The sequence below is a fragment of the Pararhodobacter sp. genome, from assembly GCF_036802785.1.
Taxonomy (GTDB): Bacteria; Pseudomonadota; Alphaproteobacteria; order Rhodobacterales; family Rhodobacteraceae; genus Pararhodobacter.
The window spans coordinates 1-15,475 of the sequence record NZ_DAIRVN010000053.1; the positions used below are offsets into that span (position 1 = coordinate 1).

At 64.5% G+C, this 15,475-nt stretch carries 15 protein-coding genes and 2 tRNA genes; 5 read left to right on the forward strand and 12 right to left on the reverse strand.

Annotation, left to right across the window (positions count from 1 at the left end):
- The 4 genes from V7Q53_RS16145 to V7Q53_RS16160 all read right to left on the reverse strand — a co-directional run.
- Window positions 1–597 (reverse strand): transglutaminase family protein (locus V7Q53_RS16145; RefSeq protein WP_333829712.1); only part of this gene is annotated, 597 nt, incomplete at its 3' end.
- Window positions 594–1,547: an alpha-E domain-containing protein gene (locus V7Q53_RS16150; RefSeq protein WP_333829713.1), complete on the reverse strand. Its 954-nt coding sequence runs from the start codon at window positions 1,545–1,547 to the stop codon at window positions 594–596. The genes V7Q53_RS16150 and V7Q53_RS16145, both read right to left, overlap by 4 nt.
- A 91-nt stretch (window positions 1,548–1,638) precedes the next feature.
- Window positions 1,639–3,051 (reverse strand): circularly permuted type 2 ATP-grasp protein, encoded by a 1,413-nt coding sequence (locus V7Q53_RS16155; RefSeq protein ID WP_333829714.1) that lies wholly within the window; start codon window positions 3,049–3,051, stop codon window positions 1,639–1,641.
- 134 nt (window positions 3,052–3,185) lie between these two features.
- On the reverse strand, window positions 3,186–3,827 hold the full coding sequence (locus tag V7Q53_RS16160) for a 5'-methylthioadenosine/S-adenosylhomocysteine nucleosidase (RefSeq protein ID WP_333829715.1): 642 nt from the start codon (window positions 3,825–3,827) through the stop codon (window positions 3,186–3,188).
- A gap of 118 nt (window positions 3,828–3,945) precedes the next feature.
- Between V7Q53_RS16160 and V7Q53_RS16165 the strand changes: the two genes are divergently transcribed.
- Complete coding sequence (locus V7Q53_RS16165; RefSeq protein WP_333829716.1) at window positions 3,946–5,742, forward strand: acetate/propionate family kinase; 1,797 nt, start codon at window positions 3,946–3,948, stop codon at window positions 5,740–5,742.
- Between the two features lie 99 nt (window positions 5,743–5,841).
- Here V7Q53_RS16165 and V7Q53_RS16170 read toward each other — a convergent pair whose 3' ends face one another.
- Both V7Q53_RS16170 and V7Q53_RS16175 read right to left on the reverse strand, forming a co-directional pair.
- On the reverse strand, window positions 5,842–6,297 hold the full coding sequence (locus V7Q53_RS16170) for a hypothetical protein (protein WP_333829717.1): 456 nt from the start codon (window positions 6,295–6,297) through the stop codon (window positions 5,842–5,844).
- 488 nt (window positions 6,298–6,785) lie between these two features.
- Window positions 6,786–6,861 (reverse strand) — tRNA-Ala (locus V7Q53_RS16175).
- A gap of 143 nt (window positions 6,862–7,004) precedes the next feature.
- Here V7Q53_RS16175 and V7Q53_RS16180 point away from each other — a divergent pair.
- Entirely contained in the window at window positions 7,005–7,463 is a 459-nt protein-coding gene (locus V7Q53_RS16180) for a GatB/YqeY domain-containing protein (RefSeq protein ID WP_333829718.1), read from the forward strand.
- An 18-nt stretch (window positions 7,464–7,481) separates the two neighbouring features.
- On the opposite strand, the gene V7Q53_RS16185 is transcribed toward V7Q53_RS16180, so the two are convergent.
- From V7Q53_RS16185 to lipB, 6 genes are all read right to left on the reverse strand, one after another.
- Window positions 7,482–7,976: a DUF2244 domain-containing protein gene (locus V7Q53_RS16185; protein WP_333829719.1), complete on the reverse strand. Its 495-nt coding sequence runs from the start codon at window positions 7,974–7,976 to the stop codon at window positions 7,482–7,484.
- Window positions 7,961–8,614, reverse strand: a complete 654-nt coding sequence (locus tag V7Q53_RS16190; protein WP_333829720.1) for a glutathione S-transferase family protein — start codon at window positions 8,612–8,614, stop codon at window positions 7,961–7,963. The genes V7Q53_RS16185 and V7Q53_RS16190 overlap by 16 nt, the downstream gene beginning before the upstream one ends.
- Window positions 8,608–9,009, reverse strand: coding sequence for a RidA family protein (locus tag V7Q53_RS16195; protein WP_333829721.1), 402 nt, complete (start codon window positions 9,007–9,009; stop codon window positions 8,608–8,610). Before V7Q53_RS16195 ends, V7Q53_RS16190 begins: the two co-directional genes overlap by 7 nt.
- A gap of 67 nt (window positions 9,010–9,076) precedes the next feature.
- Window positions 9,077–10,747: a cytochrome c oxidase subunit I gene (gene ctaD / locus V7Q53_RS16200; protein ID WP_333829722.1), complete on the reverse strand. Its 1,671-nt coding sequence runs from the start codon at window positions 10,745–10,747 to the stop codon at window positions 9,077–9,079.
- Between the two features lie 205 nt (window positions 10,748–10,952).
- A complete protein-coding gene (locus tag V7Q53_RS16205; RefSeq protein ID WP_333829723.1) occupies window positions 10,953–11,333 on the reverse strand; it encodes a hypothetical protein in 381 nt (126 codons plus the stop codon).
- A 93-nt stretch (window positions 11,334–11,426) separates the two neighbouring features.
- A complete protein-coding gene (gene lipB, locus V7Q53_RS16210) occupies window positions 11,427–12,101 on the reverse strand; it encodes a lipoyl(octanoyl) transferase LipB (protein ID WP_333829724.1) in 675 nt (224 codons plus the stop codon).
- A 108-nt stretch (window positions 12,102–12,209) separates the two neighbouring features.
- Between lipB and V7Q53_RS16215 the strand changes: the two genes are divergently transcribed.
- From V7Q53_RS16215 to V7Q53_RS16225, 3 genes are all read left to right on the forward strand, one after another.
- The gene (locus V7Q53_RS16215; protein WP_333829725.1) at window positions 12,210–13,835 is read left to right on the forward strand and encodes a peptidoglycan-binding domain-containing protein; all 1,626 of its coding nucleotides are present in this window, start codon (window positions 12,210–12,212) and stop codon (window positions 13,833–13,835) included.
- Between the two features lie 113 nt (window positions 13,836–13,948).
- Window positions 13,949–14,035, forward strand: a tRNA-Leu gene (locus V7Q53_RS16220).
- 268 nt (window positions 14,036–14,303) lie between these two features.
- Entirely contained in the window at window positions 14,304–15,404 is a 1,101-nt protein-coding gene (locus V7Q53_RS16225; RefSeq protein WP_442954441.1) for an ABC transporter ATP-binding protein, read from the forward strand.
- Window positions 15,405–15,475: the final 71 nt, after the last annotated feature.

The following is a 15,475-nucleotide window of genomic DNA, read 5'->3' on the forward strand; positions in this document are numbered from 1 at the left end:
ATGCGCCTGCCCGTCACCATCGGCATGCAAGTAGCCCGAGACGTAGCGCCCGGGCAGGCCGCGCACCCGGGCGCAGGCGATCAGGGCATGGGCGTGGTCCTGACAGACGCCTTCGCCCAGTGCCAGCGCCTCGGCGGCGGTGGTATGGGCATGGGTCACGCCGGGGCGGTAGGCGATGGCATCGGCAACCGCCCCGGCCAGCGCATGCGCCAGCGCCAGCTTGTCCGCACCTTGCGCGGTTCCGGCCAGTTCGACCAGCGCGATATCCGCCGCTGTGGGCGCTGTTTCGCGCAGATAAACCGGGGGGGCGACCAGTTCGCGGTGGCCCCGCAACACGCCGGACAGATCGCTGGTCTCGATGGTGCCGTGCACGGTCACCGTGATCTCGGAAACCGGGCCCGGAATGGTCCAGCCCTGCACCCAGTCACCTGCGCCGTCGCGAAAGCCGCCGCCCTTCTGGCCGCCGGTGACCAGCACCTCCCAGCCCTCCACCCGCTGCCCGTCAAAGCGCGCAGGCGTCAGGCGATGGCTTTGCACCACGCCGCGCACGGGGGTGTCATAGCGGTAGATGCTTTCATGATGAACTGTCAGCCTCATCGCTGGTCCCCGCTCAGGTAGCTGTCGCCCATCCGGCCACCCAGCGCCGATACATCGCGGATGAAGCGGGTCAGGAATTCGTGCAGGCCTTCGTCAAAGACCAGTTCGGTATTGGTCTCTGACAGCTCTTCCAGCAGGCAGCGCACTGCCGTCTGCGCCGGGGTTGTACGCCCGTAGCCCCGCGAGAGGCGGTCAAGATGGTGGTTCGCCCCTTCGATACAGGTGATCAGCGCGCGCGGGCACTGCCGGTTGAGGATCAGGAAATGCGCGATCTTCGCCGCCGTCACCTCGCCGCCATAGGCCCAGTGAAAGGCCCGGTGCACCGAGAGGGCGCGCAGAAGGGTGGACCACTGGTAGTTGTCCAGCCCCGATCCGACGAAGTCGATGCGCGGCAGCAGGACGTAGTATTTGACATCCAGCAGGCGCGCGGTGTTGTCGGCGCGTTCCAGATGATAGCCGATGTTGAGGAAATCATAGCCGTCATTGCGCAACTGGCTGGCGTCGATGGCGCCGCGCACCAGCGCGGCGGCGCGCATCGTCCAGTCCGTCAGGCGGGTCAGCGTCAGCTCACTGCGCGGCAGACGTTCCAGCGCGCGCAGCTCCTGAAAGGCCGAATTCAGAGCATCCCAGACCTGCGTGGTCAGGGCAGTGCGCACGATCCGCCCGTTTTCACGCGCGCGGGTGATGCAATTGGCAACCGAGAAAGGGTTGTCATGGTCAAAGAACAGATGGCTTTCCAGATTGCGCTGCACGGCATCGCCGTATTTGCGCTTGAAGGCATCGGCTGTGCCCATGGCCATCAGAAGCGCATCCCATTCATTGCGGTTGCCCTGACCCACGTTCGGCAGCAGGGCAATGCGCCCGCCGACCTCCAGAAAGCGCGCGGCTGTCTCGGCCCGCTCCATGTAGCGCGCAAGCCAGTACAGGTTGTCGGCGGTGCGGCTCAGCATGGGTGGCCCCCCGTCGTGCTGCGGGCCGGGTCAAGGGCCTTCGCCGGCCCTTGCTGTTGCGTCTCTTGCGGCCGCTGCCCCCTGCCCAGGCTCATTCCGCCAGCACCCATGTGTCTTTTACCCCTCCGCCTTGCGATGAGTTCACCACCAGCGAGCCTTCGGTCAGCGCCACCCGCGTCAGCCCGCCCGGCACCAGTTCGATCCGGTCACCCACCAGACAATACGGCCGCAGATCGACATGGCGCGGCGCCACCCCCTCTTCGACGAAGGTGGGCACGGTTGACAGGGCCAGTGTCGGCTGGGCGATGTAATTGTCCGGATCCGCCTTGATCTTGGCGCGGAACGCCTCGATCTGTTCTCTGGTGGAGGTCGGCCCCACCAGCATCCCGTAGCCGCCTGAGCCGTGAACCTCTTTCACCACCAGCTCGCCAAGGTTCTCCAGCACATATTTCACGTCATCCGTGCGGGAGCATTGCCATGTCGGCACGTTCTGCAGAATCGGCTCTTCGCCGAGATAGAAGCGCACCATGTCAGGCACATAGGTATAGACCGCCTTGTCATCGGCAACGCCTGCGCCGGGGGCGGAACAGATGCTCACCCCGCCCGAGCGATACACATCCATCAGCCCCGGCACGCCCAGCATGCTGTCCGGCCTGAAGCACAGCGGGTCCAGATAGGCATCGTCGATCCGCCGGTAGATCACATCCACCCGTTTCGGCCCCTCGGTCGTGCGCATCCAGACGAATTCACCCTCGACGAACAGATCCTGCCCTTCGACAAGCTCCACGCCCATCAGGTCAGCCAGAAAGGAATGCTCATAATAGGCCGAATTGAAATGCCCCGGTGTCAGGATCACCACGCAGGGATCGCGGTCACATTTCGTGGGCGCGACCGAGGCCAGCGTGCGGCGCAGCAGGCCGGGGTAATTCTCGACCGGCTCGATGCGGTTCTCGCGGAACAGTTCGGGGAACATCCGCATCATGATTTCGCGGTTTTCCAGCATATAGCTGACGCCCGAGGGGGTGCGGCAATTGTCCTCCAGCACCACAAAGTCTTCCGGCCCGGTGCGCACCAGATCAATGCCCACGATATGGCTGAAAACGCCTTTGGGCGGCGTGATGCCCACCACGGCCTTTTCATAGGCCTCGTTGCGCCAGACCAGCTCCCCCGGGATACGGCCCGCCTTGATGATCTCGCCACGCCCGTAGACATCGGCCAGAAAGGCGTTGAGGGCGCGCGCGCGCTGCTTGATCCCGCGCTCCAGCCGGTGCCATTCCAGCGCCGAAAAGACGCGCGGGAACATGTCAAAAGGGATCAGCCGGTCAGGATCGCCCCCTTCGCCATACACGGCAAAGGTGATGCCGATGCGGCGAAACAGCTCCTCTGCCTCGGCCTGTTTGAGGCTGCGCAGCCCGGCGGGCATGGCAGAAACCCAGTTTTCCAGGCGGGCATAGGGCGTGCGCACCGCGCCGGACTGAAACATCTCGTTGAAGAACTCACGCATGCCGGCCCCGTTCTTGCTACAGAGTGATGTTCACCCGATCTGGTGGCAAAGAGAAAGCCCGGACGCTGAAAAAACACCCATAAGCCGCAGCTTTGGGCCGGAAGTGATGTGTTGCGCCTGATTTTTGGGCGGTTTCAGGAGAGTAGGCCCGCTTCGATGGCTGCTGCCAGCCGGTCGGTGGCCTGTGCCAGCCTCTCGTCGATGATGTGCAGATACTCCGTCCAGTCGGAGACCTGCGTCAGCTCCTTCGCGCCATCCGAGATACCGCGCAAAGCCACCAGCGGCACCTCCGCGCCATGGCAGGCGCGCAGCACCGCATAGGTCTCCATATCCACCATATCCTCGGCAATCGGCCCATACCCGGCGCCCGAGACGATATTCGCCCCGGTTGACAGGCTCGCCCCGTCAAGCCCCGCAATGCGGTGCCCGAGGTCAAGCACGGGCGGCAGGTCCAGAAACGGGGTCTGACCGCGCGCGAAGCCCAGCGGGCTCGCGTCCATGTCGCGGTAGGCGACGCGGGTTGCCTGATAGATGGCGCATTGCTCCAGCCGTGCCGATCCCGCCGATCCCAGTGAAACCACCAGATCAGGCGCCGCCCCCGCCGCTTCCAGCCGCGCCAGCGCAAAGGCCACGCTGACCGCTGCCTCAACCGGGCCGACGCCGGTGATCAGCGGACGAAAGCGGGCGCGCAGGTGGGGGCCGTATTCGGCCTGCGCGGCCATCACAAAGAAGACACGTCTTCCGTGCAGGGTTTCAACGGGCAGTGAGCGGGGCATGGCGGGCTTTCCTTTGCGGTGCGGCGCGAAGATGCCAGCCGCAGCCCGCCGCGCCAAGGGGCGCTTGCACTTGGCAGGGCGGGTTGCGTAAGCTGCGGTGCAGCAAAAGGGGGTTTTCATGCGGGTTCTGGTGTTCAATGCGGGCAGTTCCAGCCTGAAATTCGGAGTGTTTGACGCGGGAAAGGCCACGGATCAGTGCTTCAAGGGCAGTTTTGAGCGCTTCCGCGACGGTGAGTGCAGCTTCCGCTTCTGTGCGGGCGGGCGCGATGAAGCGGGGCAGGCGCCCCATGGTGACCTTTCCGCCGCCATTGCCGCCGTGCCGGGGGTGCTGGCGGACTGGGGCATTGACGCGATCACCGCCGTGGGCCACCGCATTGCCCATGGCGGGCCCGATTTCGTCGCCCCCGCCCGGCTGGACAGCGAAACACTGGCGCGGATCGAGGCGCTGACCCCGCTTGCCCCCCTCCACAACCCCGCCAATCTGGAGGCGGTGCGCGTGGCGATGGCGGTCTGGCCGGACCTGCCGCAACTGGGCGTCTTTGACACGGCCTATCACCTGACCAACCCGGCCCGCGCCACCACCTATGCCGTGCCCAGGGCGTGGCGCGATGCCGGGCTCAGGCGCTATGGCTTTCACGGCACCTCGCATAAATATGTTGTGGAGCGCGCCGCGCAGGAGATCGGCCAGCCGGTCGGTGCACTGAAGATCATCTCGGTTCATCTGGGCAATGGTGCCAGCGTCTGCGCGGTCAGTCTGGGGCAGAGTATGGACAGCTCGATGGGCCTGACCCCGCTTGAGGGGCTGGTGATGGGCACCCGTTCCGGCGATGTGGATCCGGGCGCGTTCGGCTTCCTGTCGCGGCAACTGGGGCTGACGATCGAGCAGATCGAAGCCGCGCTTTATAGTGACAGCGGGCTGAAGGCGCTGGCGGGGTCATCCGACATGCGCGATGTCGAAGACCGCGCGGCGGCGGGCGACGGGGCGGCGCAGCTGGCGATCAACGTCTATGCCTACCGGGTGCGCAAATATATCGGTGCATATGCGGCGGCGATGGGCGGGCTGGATGCCGTTGTTTTCACCGGCGGCATCGGCGAAAATTCGGCCTCGATGCGGCGGCGTATCTGCGACGGGCTGGAGTTCATGGGGCTGCGGCTGGACCATGACCTGAATCAGGCGGTGCGGCTGGAAAACCATGCAGCGCCGCAGATTCAGGCCTATGGCGCAAGGGTGCGGGTGATTGTGACCGAGACCGCCGAGCAGTTGCAGATCGCGCGCGAGGTTGCCGCGCTGCTGACCCGTGCCGAACCCGTGAACACGCCCATTCCGGTTGCCGTTTCGGCGCGCCATGTGCATCTGTCTGCCGAGGCGGTGGAGGCATTGTTCGGCAAGGGGTATGCACTCACCCCCGGCAAACCCCTGCGCCAGCCCGGTAACTGGGCCGCACAGGAGCGGGTGACGGTTGAGGGGCCGAAGGGGCGACTGGAACGCGTCGCCATTCTGGGGCCGCTGCGCAAGCACACGCAGATCGAGGTCTCGCGCACCGACAGTTTCGCGCTGGGTATTGATGCGCCGGTGCGCGACTCGGGCAAGCTTGACGGTACGCCGCGCGTGCGCCTGCACGGGCCTGCCGGCATCTATGATACCGACGGGCTGATTGTGGCAGCGCGCCATATCCACATCGGTCCCGCCGATGCCGAGGCGCGCGGTCTGTCTGACGGGGATTTCGTCGATGTGCGCATCACCGGCCCCGAGCGCGGGCTGACCTTTACCCGGACCCTGATCCGGGTGCAGCCCGAAGCCTTCACCGAAATGCATATTGATACAGATGAGGCCAATGCAGCGGGCATCGGCGCGGACAGTGCGGGTGAACTGGTGCCCGGCGTGGCGGCCGAGGCTGTGACCCTCACGCCCTGAGGGCGAGGGGCGTGGCGGTTAAGGGGCCGCGCCCCTGTCGTCATGCGCGCACCGGCCATCTGCGGACGATGCGCCGGAGGGGGTGGAGGAGCCGGTTGCTCAGTTGCCCCAGCCGCCGATGCCGACGCCGACGCCACCCACACCAACGCCGATACCATCTGCGCCGATGCCGACCCCAATGCCATTCTCGCCGCCGATACCGATATTGGCTCCGCCGGTCTGGCCGGAACCTGCGCCGGTGCCGCCACCGCCGATGTCAGCATTGATACCGCCGGTGTTTCCGGTCGCGGCATCCTGCCCGATGCCGATATTCGCGCCGCCGCCACCGCCGGTGGCAGCGCCGTCACCGACCCCGACATTGACGCCGCCGGTATTGTCAGCCGCTGCGCCGGGGCCAACGCCGACATTGACGCCGCCCTGATTCCCGGTTGCGGCGTCGGTACCAAGGCCGATATTCGCCCCTCCGGTATTGTCGCCCGCAGCGCCTGCGCCCACGCCGACCGCAATCCCGCCGTCGTTTCCGGTTCCGGCACCCGGGCCGACACCGAGATTCACGCCGCCATCGCCGATTTCAGCGGTGACGCCGCTGTCATCGGGGGTGGGGCTGCCCGGTGTAGGCGGTGAGGGCTGGCCCGGCTGTGCGCCAGCGCCCCCGGACCCCGCGGCGGCACCTTCAAAACTGTTGCAAAATCCACCGGCAACAATCTGTATCTCAGATGGAGACAGATCACGTGCGGAGCGGTCACAGAGGTGCGCACCGCCCCCCTGAGCGAAGGCAGGAACGGTAAAGGCTGCGGTGCAGCCAACAATAGCCATTAATCCTAGTGCATTGTTTCTTCTAAACATTTGGTATCCTTCTCAAGTTTACCTGTCAGGATGGGTTAGACAACCCGCCGCGAGACAAGGTTGTTCCGGACAATCACGGAAGGGTGAGGTTGACATGGGAAGGCAGTCGGTCTGCACCACCGCCGGGCGGAGCGCGGGCAGGAGGGCCCGGGCCGCGACAGGCGCAGCGCTTCGGGTTGAAAAACGGGCTGGGGAACTGGTGGAGCCGAGGGGGATCGAACCCCTGACCTCGTCATTGCGAACGACGCGCTCTCCCAACTGAGCTACGACCCCAACGGACGTTGGGATAATGCGGTTTGGGAAAACCGTCAAGGCCCGGGAACGGGGTTGGGTTGCGCCGCCGCCCATGGGCGTTGCTCTTGGCGGTGTGCAGGTCTATGGTGCGCGCTCTCTGGAACAGCAAACGGGATGACAGCATGTCGCTGCGCGCGCGGATATCGACGGACCTCAAGGAAGCGATGAAGGCCAAGGACACCTTGCGGCTGTCCACGCTCAGGCTGATCAACGCCGCCATCAAGGACCGCGATATAGCCCTGCGCGGCGAGGGTGAAGACCGGCTGCTGACCGATGCCGAGATCATGGCGATCATGACCCGCATGGTCAAACAACGACACGACAGCGCGCGCGCCTACGAAGAGGGCGGGCGGCTGGAACTGGTGGAGCGCGAACTGGCCGAGATCACCGTGATCGAGGGCTATCTGCCGCGCCAGCTGACCGAGACCGAGACGCAGGCGGCCATCGAGGCCGAGATCAAGGCCTCGGGCGCGGCGTCGATCCGTGACATGGGCCGGGTAATGAATGCGCTCAAGACGCGCTACAGCGGGCAGATGGATTTCGGCGCGGTCGGGCCGATGGTCAAGGCACGCCTGAGCTGACGCTTCAGGCGTCGCTTTTTAGCCGTAGCTTTTCAGGCGGATCAGCAGCGCCGACAGCTCATCGTGCAGGCGCCGCCGTTCGCCGGGCGTCAGAAAGGCGCCCAGCTCCACCTCGCGCCCGCCCCCGGTCAGGATCAGGTAGTTTTCCACCGGGCCGCCCCGGGGCAGCAGTTTCAGCGCTACAAAATGCGGATCGGCGCGCCAGTCCTGCGGCGGGCCTTTCGGATTGGTGCGGGTCAGGGTGACGGCGGTGCGGCTGAAGGTCATTTCTTCCGCGATGCGCCGGTCGCGCCAGTTGCGATCCAGCGCGAACCACAGACCCCAGACCGCCGCTGCCGCGAAGGGCAGCACACCCCAGAGCGCCGGGGTACCCAGCACGGCGATCAGCGGTATGGCCAGCGCCGCCGCGCAAAGGCCGATCGCCAGCACAAAGCCGCGCGGGTTCAGCGCGTTATGGGGCCAGGCGCGCAGATGGGCGGCGGTGGGACTGTCCTGGATCAGGGTGTAGGGCATTGGTCGCGCAGAGCGTCAAAGGATACCATCACATGGTTCTGATAGGCCGGGCGTTCCGTCAGCCTTTCGAAATAGGCGCGCAGGCACGGCAGATCCGGGCGGTCGATGGGGATCATATAGTAGCGATAGAGGATATGGCCGAATTGGATGTCAGCAAGGGTCAGCGTGTCGCCGGTCAGGAAGCGATGCGCCGAGAGCTGTGTTTCCGCGATGGCTAGCTTCTTCGTCAGGGCTGTAATGGCGGCGGCGATCGCGGCCGGATCACGCTGCTTTGCCGGGGTGCGCCAGACGCGCCAGAAGACCGGCCCGGTGAAGCCGAGCGTGACGTTGATCTTGGCCCATTCTGCCCAGCGGTCGACATTGGCGCGCGCCACCGGCTCCGATGGCCAGAAGCTTTCGGGCGCGTAGCGCGTAGCGAGATACCGCAGGATCGCGCCTGTTTCCCACAGCGCCGGTCCGTCGCCGTCGCGCAGCACCGGGATTGTGCCATTGGGGTTCATGGCGCGGAACCCGGGCGTGTCGGTGCCACCGAAGCGCTCACCGATGTCGAAGCGGCGGAAGGGCAGCTCCAGCTCGGATACCGCCCAAAGCAGCGCCTGCACGTTGGAGGAATCAAAACGCCCCCAGATCGTCAGCATTCCGGGCCCTTCAGGGCAGCGATGACGCGGATTTCGACAAGCGCCCCCTCCCTGCGCAAACCAGCGACCTCGATTGCTGTCCAGGCGGGGAAGGGCGCGCGGAGATAGTTGCGCCTGACGGCGTTGAAATGGTCAAAATGGGCGCGCAGGCCGATGTGGTAGCTGGTCATTTCGACAATCGCCTCCATCCCCAGCCCGGCCTCAGCCAGAACGGCGGCGATCTTGTCAAAGGCGTTGCGGAACTGGGTTTCCTGATCAGCGGGCATGGTGCCGTCCGCTTGGCTGCCGGTCATGCCGGTGACAAAGACATGACCATGCGAAAGAACGCCGGGTGACAGCGCCAGCGCCGCACAGGCCGCCTCGCTTCCTGCGGGGAAAAGGGCTTTGGGGAGCATGGTTTCTGCCGTCATCGGGGGAACGGAAAAGGCCCCGGGGATGATCCCGGGGCCCTTGGTCAGTGTCTCAGTGGGCGGGCTGCCTGTCCCAGTCCTCACGCTTGGGGAGCGTCTCGAAAGTGTGCTCCGGCGGCGGGGAGGGCAGGGTCCATTCCAGCGTATCGGCGTGCTCGTTCCAGTAGTTGTTCTCGGTCACGCGTTTGCCCCAGCGCAGCGTGTAGAACACGATGCCGATGAAGAACACGAACGAGGCGAAGGACAGGAATGCGCCGATCGACGAGATGTAGTTCCAGAGCGCGAAGGCCTCCGGATAGTCGATGTAGCGGCGCGGCATGCCCTGACGGCCCAGGAAGTGCTGCGGGAAGAAGGTCAGGTTGGCGCCGATGAACATGGCCCAGAAGTGCAGCTTGCCTGCCCATTCCGGATACTGCCGCCCCGACATCTTGCCGATCCAGTAATAGATCCCGGCAAAGAGCGCAAAGACCGCCCCCAGCGACATCACATAGTGGAAGTGGGCCACGACATAATAGGTGTCATGATAGGTCCGGTCGACGGGGGCCTGCGACAGCACGATGCCGGTCACGCCGCCCACGGTGAACAGGAACAGGAAGCCGAACGCCCAGAGCATCGGTGTCTTGAACTCCACCGAGCCGCGCCACATTGTCGCGATCCATGAGAAGATCTTGATGCCGGTCGGCACCGCGATCGTCATCGTGGCCAGCATGAAATAGGTCTGCTGGGTCAGCGACATGCCCACCGTGTACATATGGTGCGCCCAGACCACGAAGCCCAGAACGGCGATGGCGATCATCGCGTAAACCATCGGCAGGTAGCCGAAGATCGGCTTGCGCGAGAAGGTCGCGATCACATGGCTGATGATGCCGAAGCCCGGAACGATGATGATATACACTTCCGGATGGCCGAAGAACCACAGGATGTGCTGATACAGGATCGGATCGCCGCCACCGGCAGGGTCAAAGAAGGTGGTGCCGAAGTTGCGGTCAGTCAGCAGCATGGTGATGGCGCCAGCCAGAACCGGCAGTGCCAGCAGGATCATCCAGGCGGTGATGAACACCGACCAGGCGAAAAGCGGCACCTTGTGCAGCGTCATGCCCGGTGCGCGCATGTTCAGGAAGGTGGTGATGATGTTGATCGCGCCCAGAATGGACGAGGCGCCCGAGACGTGCACCGCGAAGATGGCGAAATCCATCGCATACCCCGCTTCGGCCGTGGTCGACAGCGGCGGGTAAAGCACCCAGCCCACGCCGGTCCCGGTGCCCAGTTCGCCACCGCCACCCGGCGCGAAGAGTGAGCAGACGGCCAGCGCCGAACCCGCAACATAGAGCCAGTAGGAAAGGTTGTTCAGCCGCGGGAAGGCCATGTCCGGTGCGCCGATATGCAGCGGCATGAAGTAGTTGCCAAAGCCGCCAAACAGCGCCGGGATGACGACGAAGAACATCATCAGCACGCCATGCGCTGTTACCAGCACGTTCCACAGGTGCCCGTTGGGCGTACATTCGCCATCGGCGAACATCCGTGCCCCTTCGGCGCACATGTATTGCACCCCCGGTTCCATCAGCTCCATGCGCATGTAGACCGTAAAGGCCACCGCGATGAAACCAACAACACCAGAGGTGAAGAGGTAAAGGATACCGATATCCTTGTGGTTGGTGGACATGAACCAGCGGGTAAAGAACCCCCGGGTGTCCTCGTGTCCGTGAGCGGCTGCGTTGGCCATACGTTGCTCCCGTTCCCTTGACGAACTTGTTTTTTGCACGGAATCATCCGCCGACACGAGCGCGCCAGCAGATACCTGACCCTCGTTCTAATGTGCCCGGCGGGTGGCGGCAACGGCCCTGATGTCGCATCCGGGAAAAAATTGATCCACATCAAGGCGCGTCAGGGGCAGCTTTGCTGCGCCCCTGACGCGCAGCCGCCTGATGTCACTCGAAATACAGCCAGTCGTTGGTCGCCCGGACGATTGCGGTTCCGCAGTAATTCACGACCCCGTCGAACACCGAACCATCGTGAAACACCACCCGCGTCAGAACCTCGCAACGGGTATCAAGCGGGTCGGAGAACTCCAGCGTCAGCCCGTGACCGGCGGCCATGGGGCTGCCGAGCCAGTTATGGCCGAATGCGCCGCTCATCTCGGCGACGCGGAATTCGGTCACTGTGTAGCTGGAATCGTTAAAGAAATTAAAAGACCAGTCGTCTTTCTGCAGGTCCTGCGCCAGCGCGGGGGCGACGGCGATGGCTGAGGTGAGCACGGCAGCAACAGCGGCGGAGCGAAGGGCGGCCGCGGAACATGTACAGGGTTTCATGATGACTCATATGGCTGGTTGCGACAGTGCAACCCGCATACGCTAGCGATACCGTTGCGGCGGCCTGAATCATTTGTCAGGGCCTGCGCATTATCAGGTGCCCAGTTGCTCAAGCGCCACATCAAAGCGCCGGCGCAGCGCCAGATCCAGGTCATCCATTGTCACTGGCAGCCCCAGATCGACCAGTGAGGTGACGCCGTGGCCCCGGATGCCGCAGGGCACAATGCCCTCAAAATGGCTCAGATCCGGTTCCAGGTTGATGCTGATCCCGTGGAAACTGACCCAGCGGCGCAGTTTGATGCCGATGGCGGCGATCTTGTCTTCGCGCGGGGTGCCGTCAGGCAGCGGTGGCTTGTCAGGCCTTGCCACCCAGACACCCACGCGGCCCGCGCGGCGCTCGCCGGTGACGTTGAATTCGGCCAGCGCGCCGATCACCCAGTCTTCCAGCGCGCAGACAAAGCGGCGCACATCGCGCCCGCGTTTGTTGAGGTCGAGCATGACATAGGCGACGCGCTGCCCGGGCCCGTGGTAAGTATATTGCCCGCCGCGCCCGGCCAGATGCACCGGAAAGCGCGCGGGGTCGGTCAGATCCTCCGCGCGTGCCGAGGTTCCGGCGGTATAAAGCGGCGGGTGTTCCAGCAGCCAGACGGCCTCGGGCGCAGTGCCCGCCGATATGGCGGCGACCCGTTCCTCCATGGCGCGCAGGGTCTCGGTATAAGGGGCGAGGCCCGGGATATGGGTCCATTCCATCGGCAGGGTTCCGGTCATTTTCTGTGAGCGAGGAGATAACCGACTTGGCGCTTTGCGCAAGTGGCCGACGGTGGTATGGTATCACGCCATTGTGTTCTCGGGGGTATGATCATGTTTGCGAAGTATATGACAACTGCGGCCCTGGGCCTTGCGCTGTGCGCGGGGCATGCCAGCCGGGCTGATGCCGATGCCTTCATCGGCGGGCTTGTGGGGGGCATCATCGGGGGGGCGATCGGTTCCAACGTCCGCACCCAGCCGCGCCAGAGCCAGCCGCGCTACACGCAGCCGCGCACCGCCTCGCCGCAGAGCCAGCAGAACCGCGAGGTGCAGAGCGCGCTCAATCATTTCGGTTTCCATGTCGGCACACCTGACGGCTCGCTCGGGCCGCGCTCGCGGGCGGGGATTTCCCAGTATCAGGCCTATCTGGGCTTTCCGACCAGCGGGCAGCTGACAGATTTTGAGCGCACCATCCTGCTGAGCGCGTATCAGCGCAGCCAGATGGGCGGGCCGCAGGTGATGCGGATCGCCAACACCCACCGCGATGGCATGCGCGGCCTTCTGCCCGCCGTGCGCGATGAGATGATGGGCGGCAGCGGTGGCGGGCGCAGCGCGGGGGCCTATGGCCTTCCCGGCGAGGTGGCCGATGCGGTTGACGAGATCGCCGCCAGTTCTGACCCCTCCGCTGAGCAACTGGTTCAGCGCGCGGGTTTCATCCAGCTTGCCGATCTCAACGGAGACGGGCGCACCGACTACATCATTGATACCTCGGTGACCGGCAGCAGCTTCTGGTGCGGGGTGCGCGATTGTACGGTGGTGGTCTTTGCCTCCACGCCGGACGGCTATATGCGCAACGATTTTCTGGCGCGCGAGGTGACGCCCGCCATGGTCACCTGCCGCCGCGGGGACTGCGCGATTGACAGCGCCGCGCCGGTCACCACCCTTGCCGCCGCACCCGCTCCGGCCCCTGTTCCGGCACCTGTGGCCACAACCGAGGCCGTTGCTGCGGCGCCTGCCGCACCGGGACTGCCCAGCTTTTTCGGCGGGCAGGGGGCGCAGACGGTGTCGCTGGCCTCGCATTGCAACCGCGTGGGCCTCGTGACCAATGCAAACGGCGGTTATACCGACATCAGCACGATGGATGACCCGGTTTTCGCGCTGAATGAGCAGTTCTGCCTCGCCCGATCCTTTGCCATCGCCGATGGTGAGGCATTGGCGGCACAGGTGCCCGGCGCCACGCCGCAGGCCATCGCCGATCAGTGCAACGGCTTTGCCCCGGCCCTTCAGCCCCATGTTGCCGCGCTGGCGATGCAGCCGCGCGATGCGGTGCTGCGCGGGGTTGCCGGGCTGATCCTTGAATCGGGGATGGAGCCGTCAGACCTTGCCGCCACCGCGCGCATCTGCCTGTCCAGCGGCTATATGAGCGACACAATGCCGGTCGCGGTGGGCTCGGCGCTGCTGCTGGCCGGGCTGGGCGAAACCGGCTATGGCGAGCTGGCGGCGCATCACCTGATGCAGGGCATCGGCGTGTCGCAGCGCCGCGAGCTGGCGCGCGAGTGGTTCGCCACCAGCGTTCCGCAGGCAGGCGCAACGGGCGCGACAGCCGCTGGCTTTGCCCCCGGCCCCGAATCACGCAACGCGCTGATCCATCATGCGCTTGGGGTGATGGACGGCTCTGCCGGGGCCGTGGCCGTGCCGGTGGAGGGGGCTGTCCCTGCCGCCACGCTGCCGGTCTTCAATCTTGGCAACAACTGATCCTGCCCGCTTTTGAACAGAGTTTGTCACGCCCGGTGCCTGCGCCGGGCGTGATCATTTTTTCCTCTTCACATTGCCGGATCAACCCGCTAATAGCGGCGCACCAATCCAGTGCGGTCGTGGCGGAATTGGTAGACGCGCAGCGTTGAGGTCGCTGTGGGGTAACTCCCGTGGAAGTTCGAGTCTTCTCGACCGCACCAATCTTCCCATTCATTCGCAGATGAACGATTCACCGTCCCAAGGCGGCTGAGCGTTCATTTTGCATGTCCTGATTCCTGAACTGAGGGAAATCGGTCCGGAAGATATGCCGTTTATGACATGTCTTCCTGCATTGCCGTCAGATTGAGCGCAAATGACGTGAAATGGTCGCTCCGGGCGCGACCGGGGACATAGCGATTGCAAAAATCGGTGAATGTCGTTTTACTTGCAATCAACAAGGCGAAAAATCGCCGGTCAACAGGGGGTCTATTGGTGTCATCAGGCAATCCTGACGGATTCGTCGTCTTTGATCATGTCCAGAAAAGCTATGACGGCGAAACACTTGTCGTTAAGGATCTGAATCTCAGCATCGCCAAGGGCGAGTTTCTCACCATGCTTGGCCCCTCAGGCTCTGGCAAGACAACCTGCCTGATGATGCTGGCGGGTTTTGAGACGGCCACCCATGGCGAGATTCTGCTGGGCGGGCGGCCGATCAACAACATTCCGCCGCACAAGCGCGGGATCGGCATGGTCTTTCAGAACTACGCGCTGTTCCCGCATATGACGATTGCCGAGAACCTTGGCTTTCCGCTGGAGGTGCGCGGCATCGGCAAGTCTGAGCGTGAGGCAAAGATCCGGCGCGCATTGGACATGGTGCAGATGGGCGCCTTTGGCAGCCGCCGCCCGGCGCAGCTTTCGGGCGGGCAGCAGCAGCGCGTGGCGCTGGCCCGCGCGCTGGTGTTCGAGCCGGAACTGGTGCTGATGGATGAGCCGCTGGGCGCGCTCGACAAGCAGCTGCGCGAACATATGCAGTTTGAAATCACCAATCTGGCGCATGCTCTGGGTATTACCACGGTCTATGTCACCCATGACCAGACCGAAGCGCTGACCATGTCCGACAATGTAGCCGTGTTCAACGATGGCCGCATCCAGCAGCTTGCCGCGCCCGAAGACCTGTATGAACGCCCGGCCAACAGCTTTGTCGCGCAGTTCATCGGCGAGAACAACAAGCTTGAAGGTGCGGTTGAGACGATTGACGGTGATCGCTGCACGGTGCGGCTGGATGACGGCACGCTGATTGATGCGCAGCCCGTGAATGTGACGCGGGTGGGTGAACGCACGCGCGTCTCCATCCGGCCTGAGCGCGTGGAATCGAACCCCGCGCGTCTGCCCGCCGATGGTCATCTGGTCGAGGCCGAGGTGCTGGAATTCATCTATATGGGTGACACGTTCCGCTTTCGCCTCCGGGTGGCCGGACAGGATGATTTCGTGATGAAATACCGCAATGCGCAGGATCAGACCCGCCTTGCCGTCGGTGACAAGATCCGCATCGGCTGGCTGCCGCAAGATTGCCGCGCGCTCGACGCCTGAGGCGTCGGCGTCAACCCTCATGCCGTCCGAATGCCCGCGCGGCGGTCTGGTGAAAAGAAGCGGGCAATGAC

Bases quoted from the DNA above. Each gene is read 5' to 3' on its own strand.
- V7Q53_RS16160 (WP_333829715.1), bottom strand. From the start codon at position 3,827: ATGCCCCGCTCACTGCCCGTTGAAACCCTGCACGGAAGACGTGTCTTC.
- V7Q53_RS16180 (WP_333829718.1), top strand. From the start codon at position 7,005: ATGTCGCTGCGCGCGCGGATATCGACGGACCTCAAGGAAGCGATGAAG.
- ctaD (WP_333829722.1), bottom strand. From the start codon at position 10,747: ATGGCCAACGCAGCCGCTCACGGACACGAGGACACCCGGGGGTTCTTT.
- V7Q53_RS16190 (WP_333829720.1), bottom strand. From the start codon at position 8,614: ATGCTGACGATCTGGGGGCGTTTTGATTCCTCCAACGTGCAGGCGCTG.
- V7Q53_RS16155 (WP_333829714.1), bottom strand. From the start codon at position 3,051: ATGCGTGAGTTCTTCAACGAGATGTTTCAGTCCGGCGCGGTGCGCACG.
- V7Q53_RS16185 (WP_333829719.1), bottom strand. From the start codon at position 7,976: ATGCCCTACACCCTGATCCAGGACAGTCCCACCGCCGCCCATCTGCGC.
- V7Q53_RS16195 (WP_333829721.1), bottom strand. From the start codon at position 9,009: ATGCTCCCCAAAGCCCTTTTCCCCGCAGGAAGCGAGGCGGCCTGTGCG.
- V7Q53_RS16205 (WP_333829723.1), bottom strand. From the start codon at position 11,333: ATGAAACCCTGTACATGTTCCGCGGCCGCCCTTCGCTCCGCCGCTGTT.
- V7Q53_RS16150 (WP_333829713.1), bottom strand. From the start codon at position 1,547: ATGCTGAGCCGCACCGCCGACAACCTGTACTGGCTTGCGCGCTACATG.
- V7Q53_RS16215 (WP_333829725.1), top strand. From the start codon at position 12,210: ATGACAACTGCGGCCCTGGGCCTTGCGCTGTGCGCGGGGCATGCCAGC.
- V7Q53_RS16165 (WP_333829716.1), top strand. From the start codon at position 3,946: ATGCGGGTTCTGGTGTTCAATGCGGGCAGTTCCAGCCTGAAATTCGGA.
- lipB (WP_333829724.1), bottom strand. From the start codon at position 12,101: ATGACCGGAACCCTGCCGATGGAATGGACCCATATCCCGGGCCTCGCC.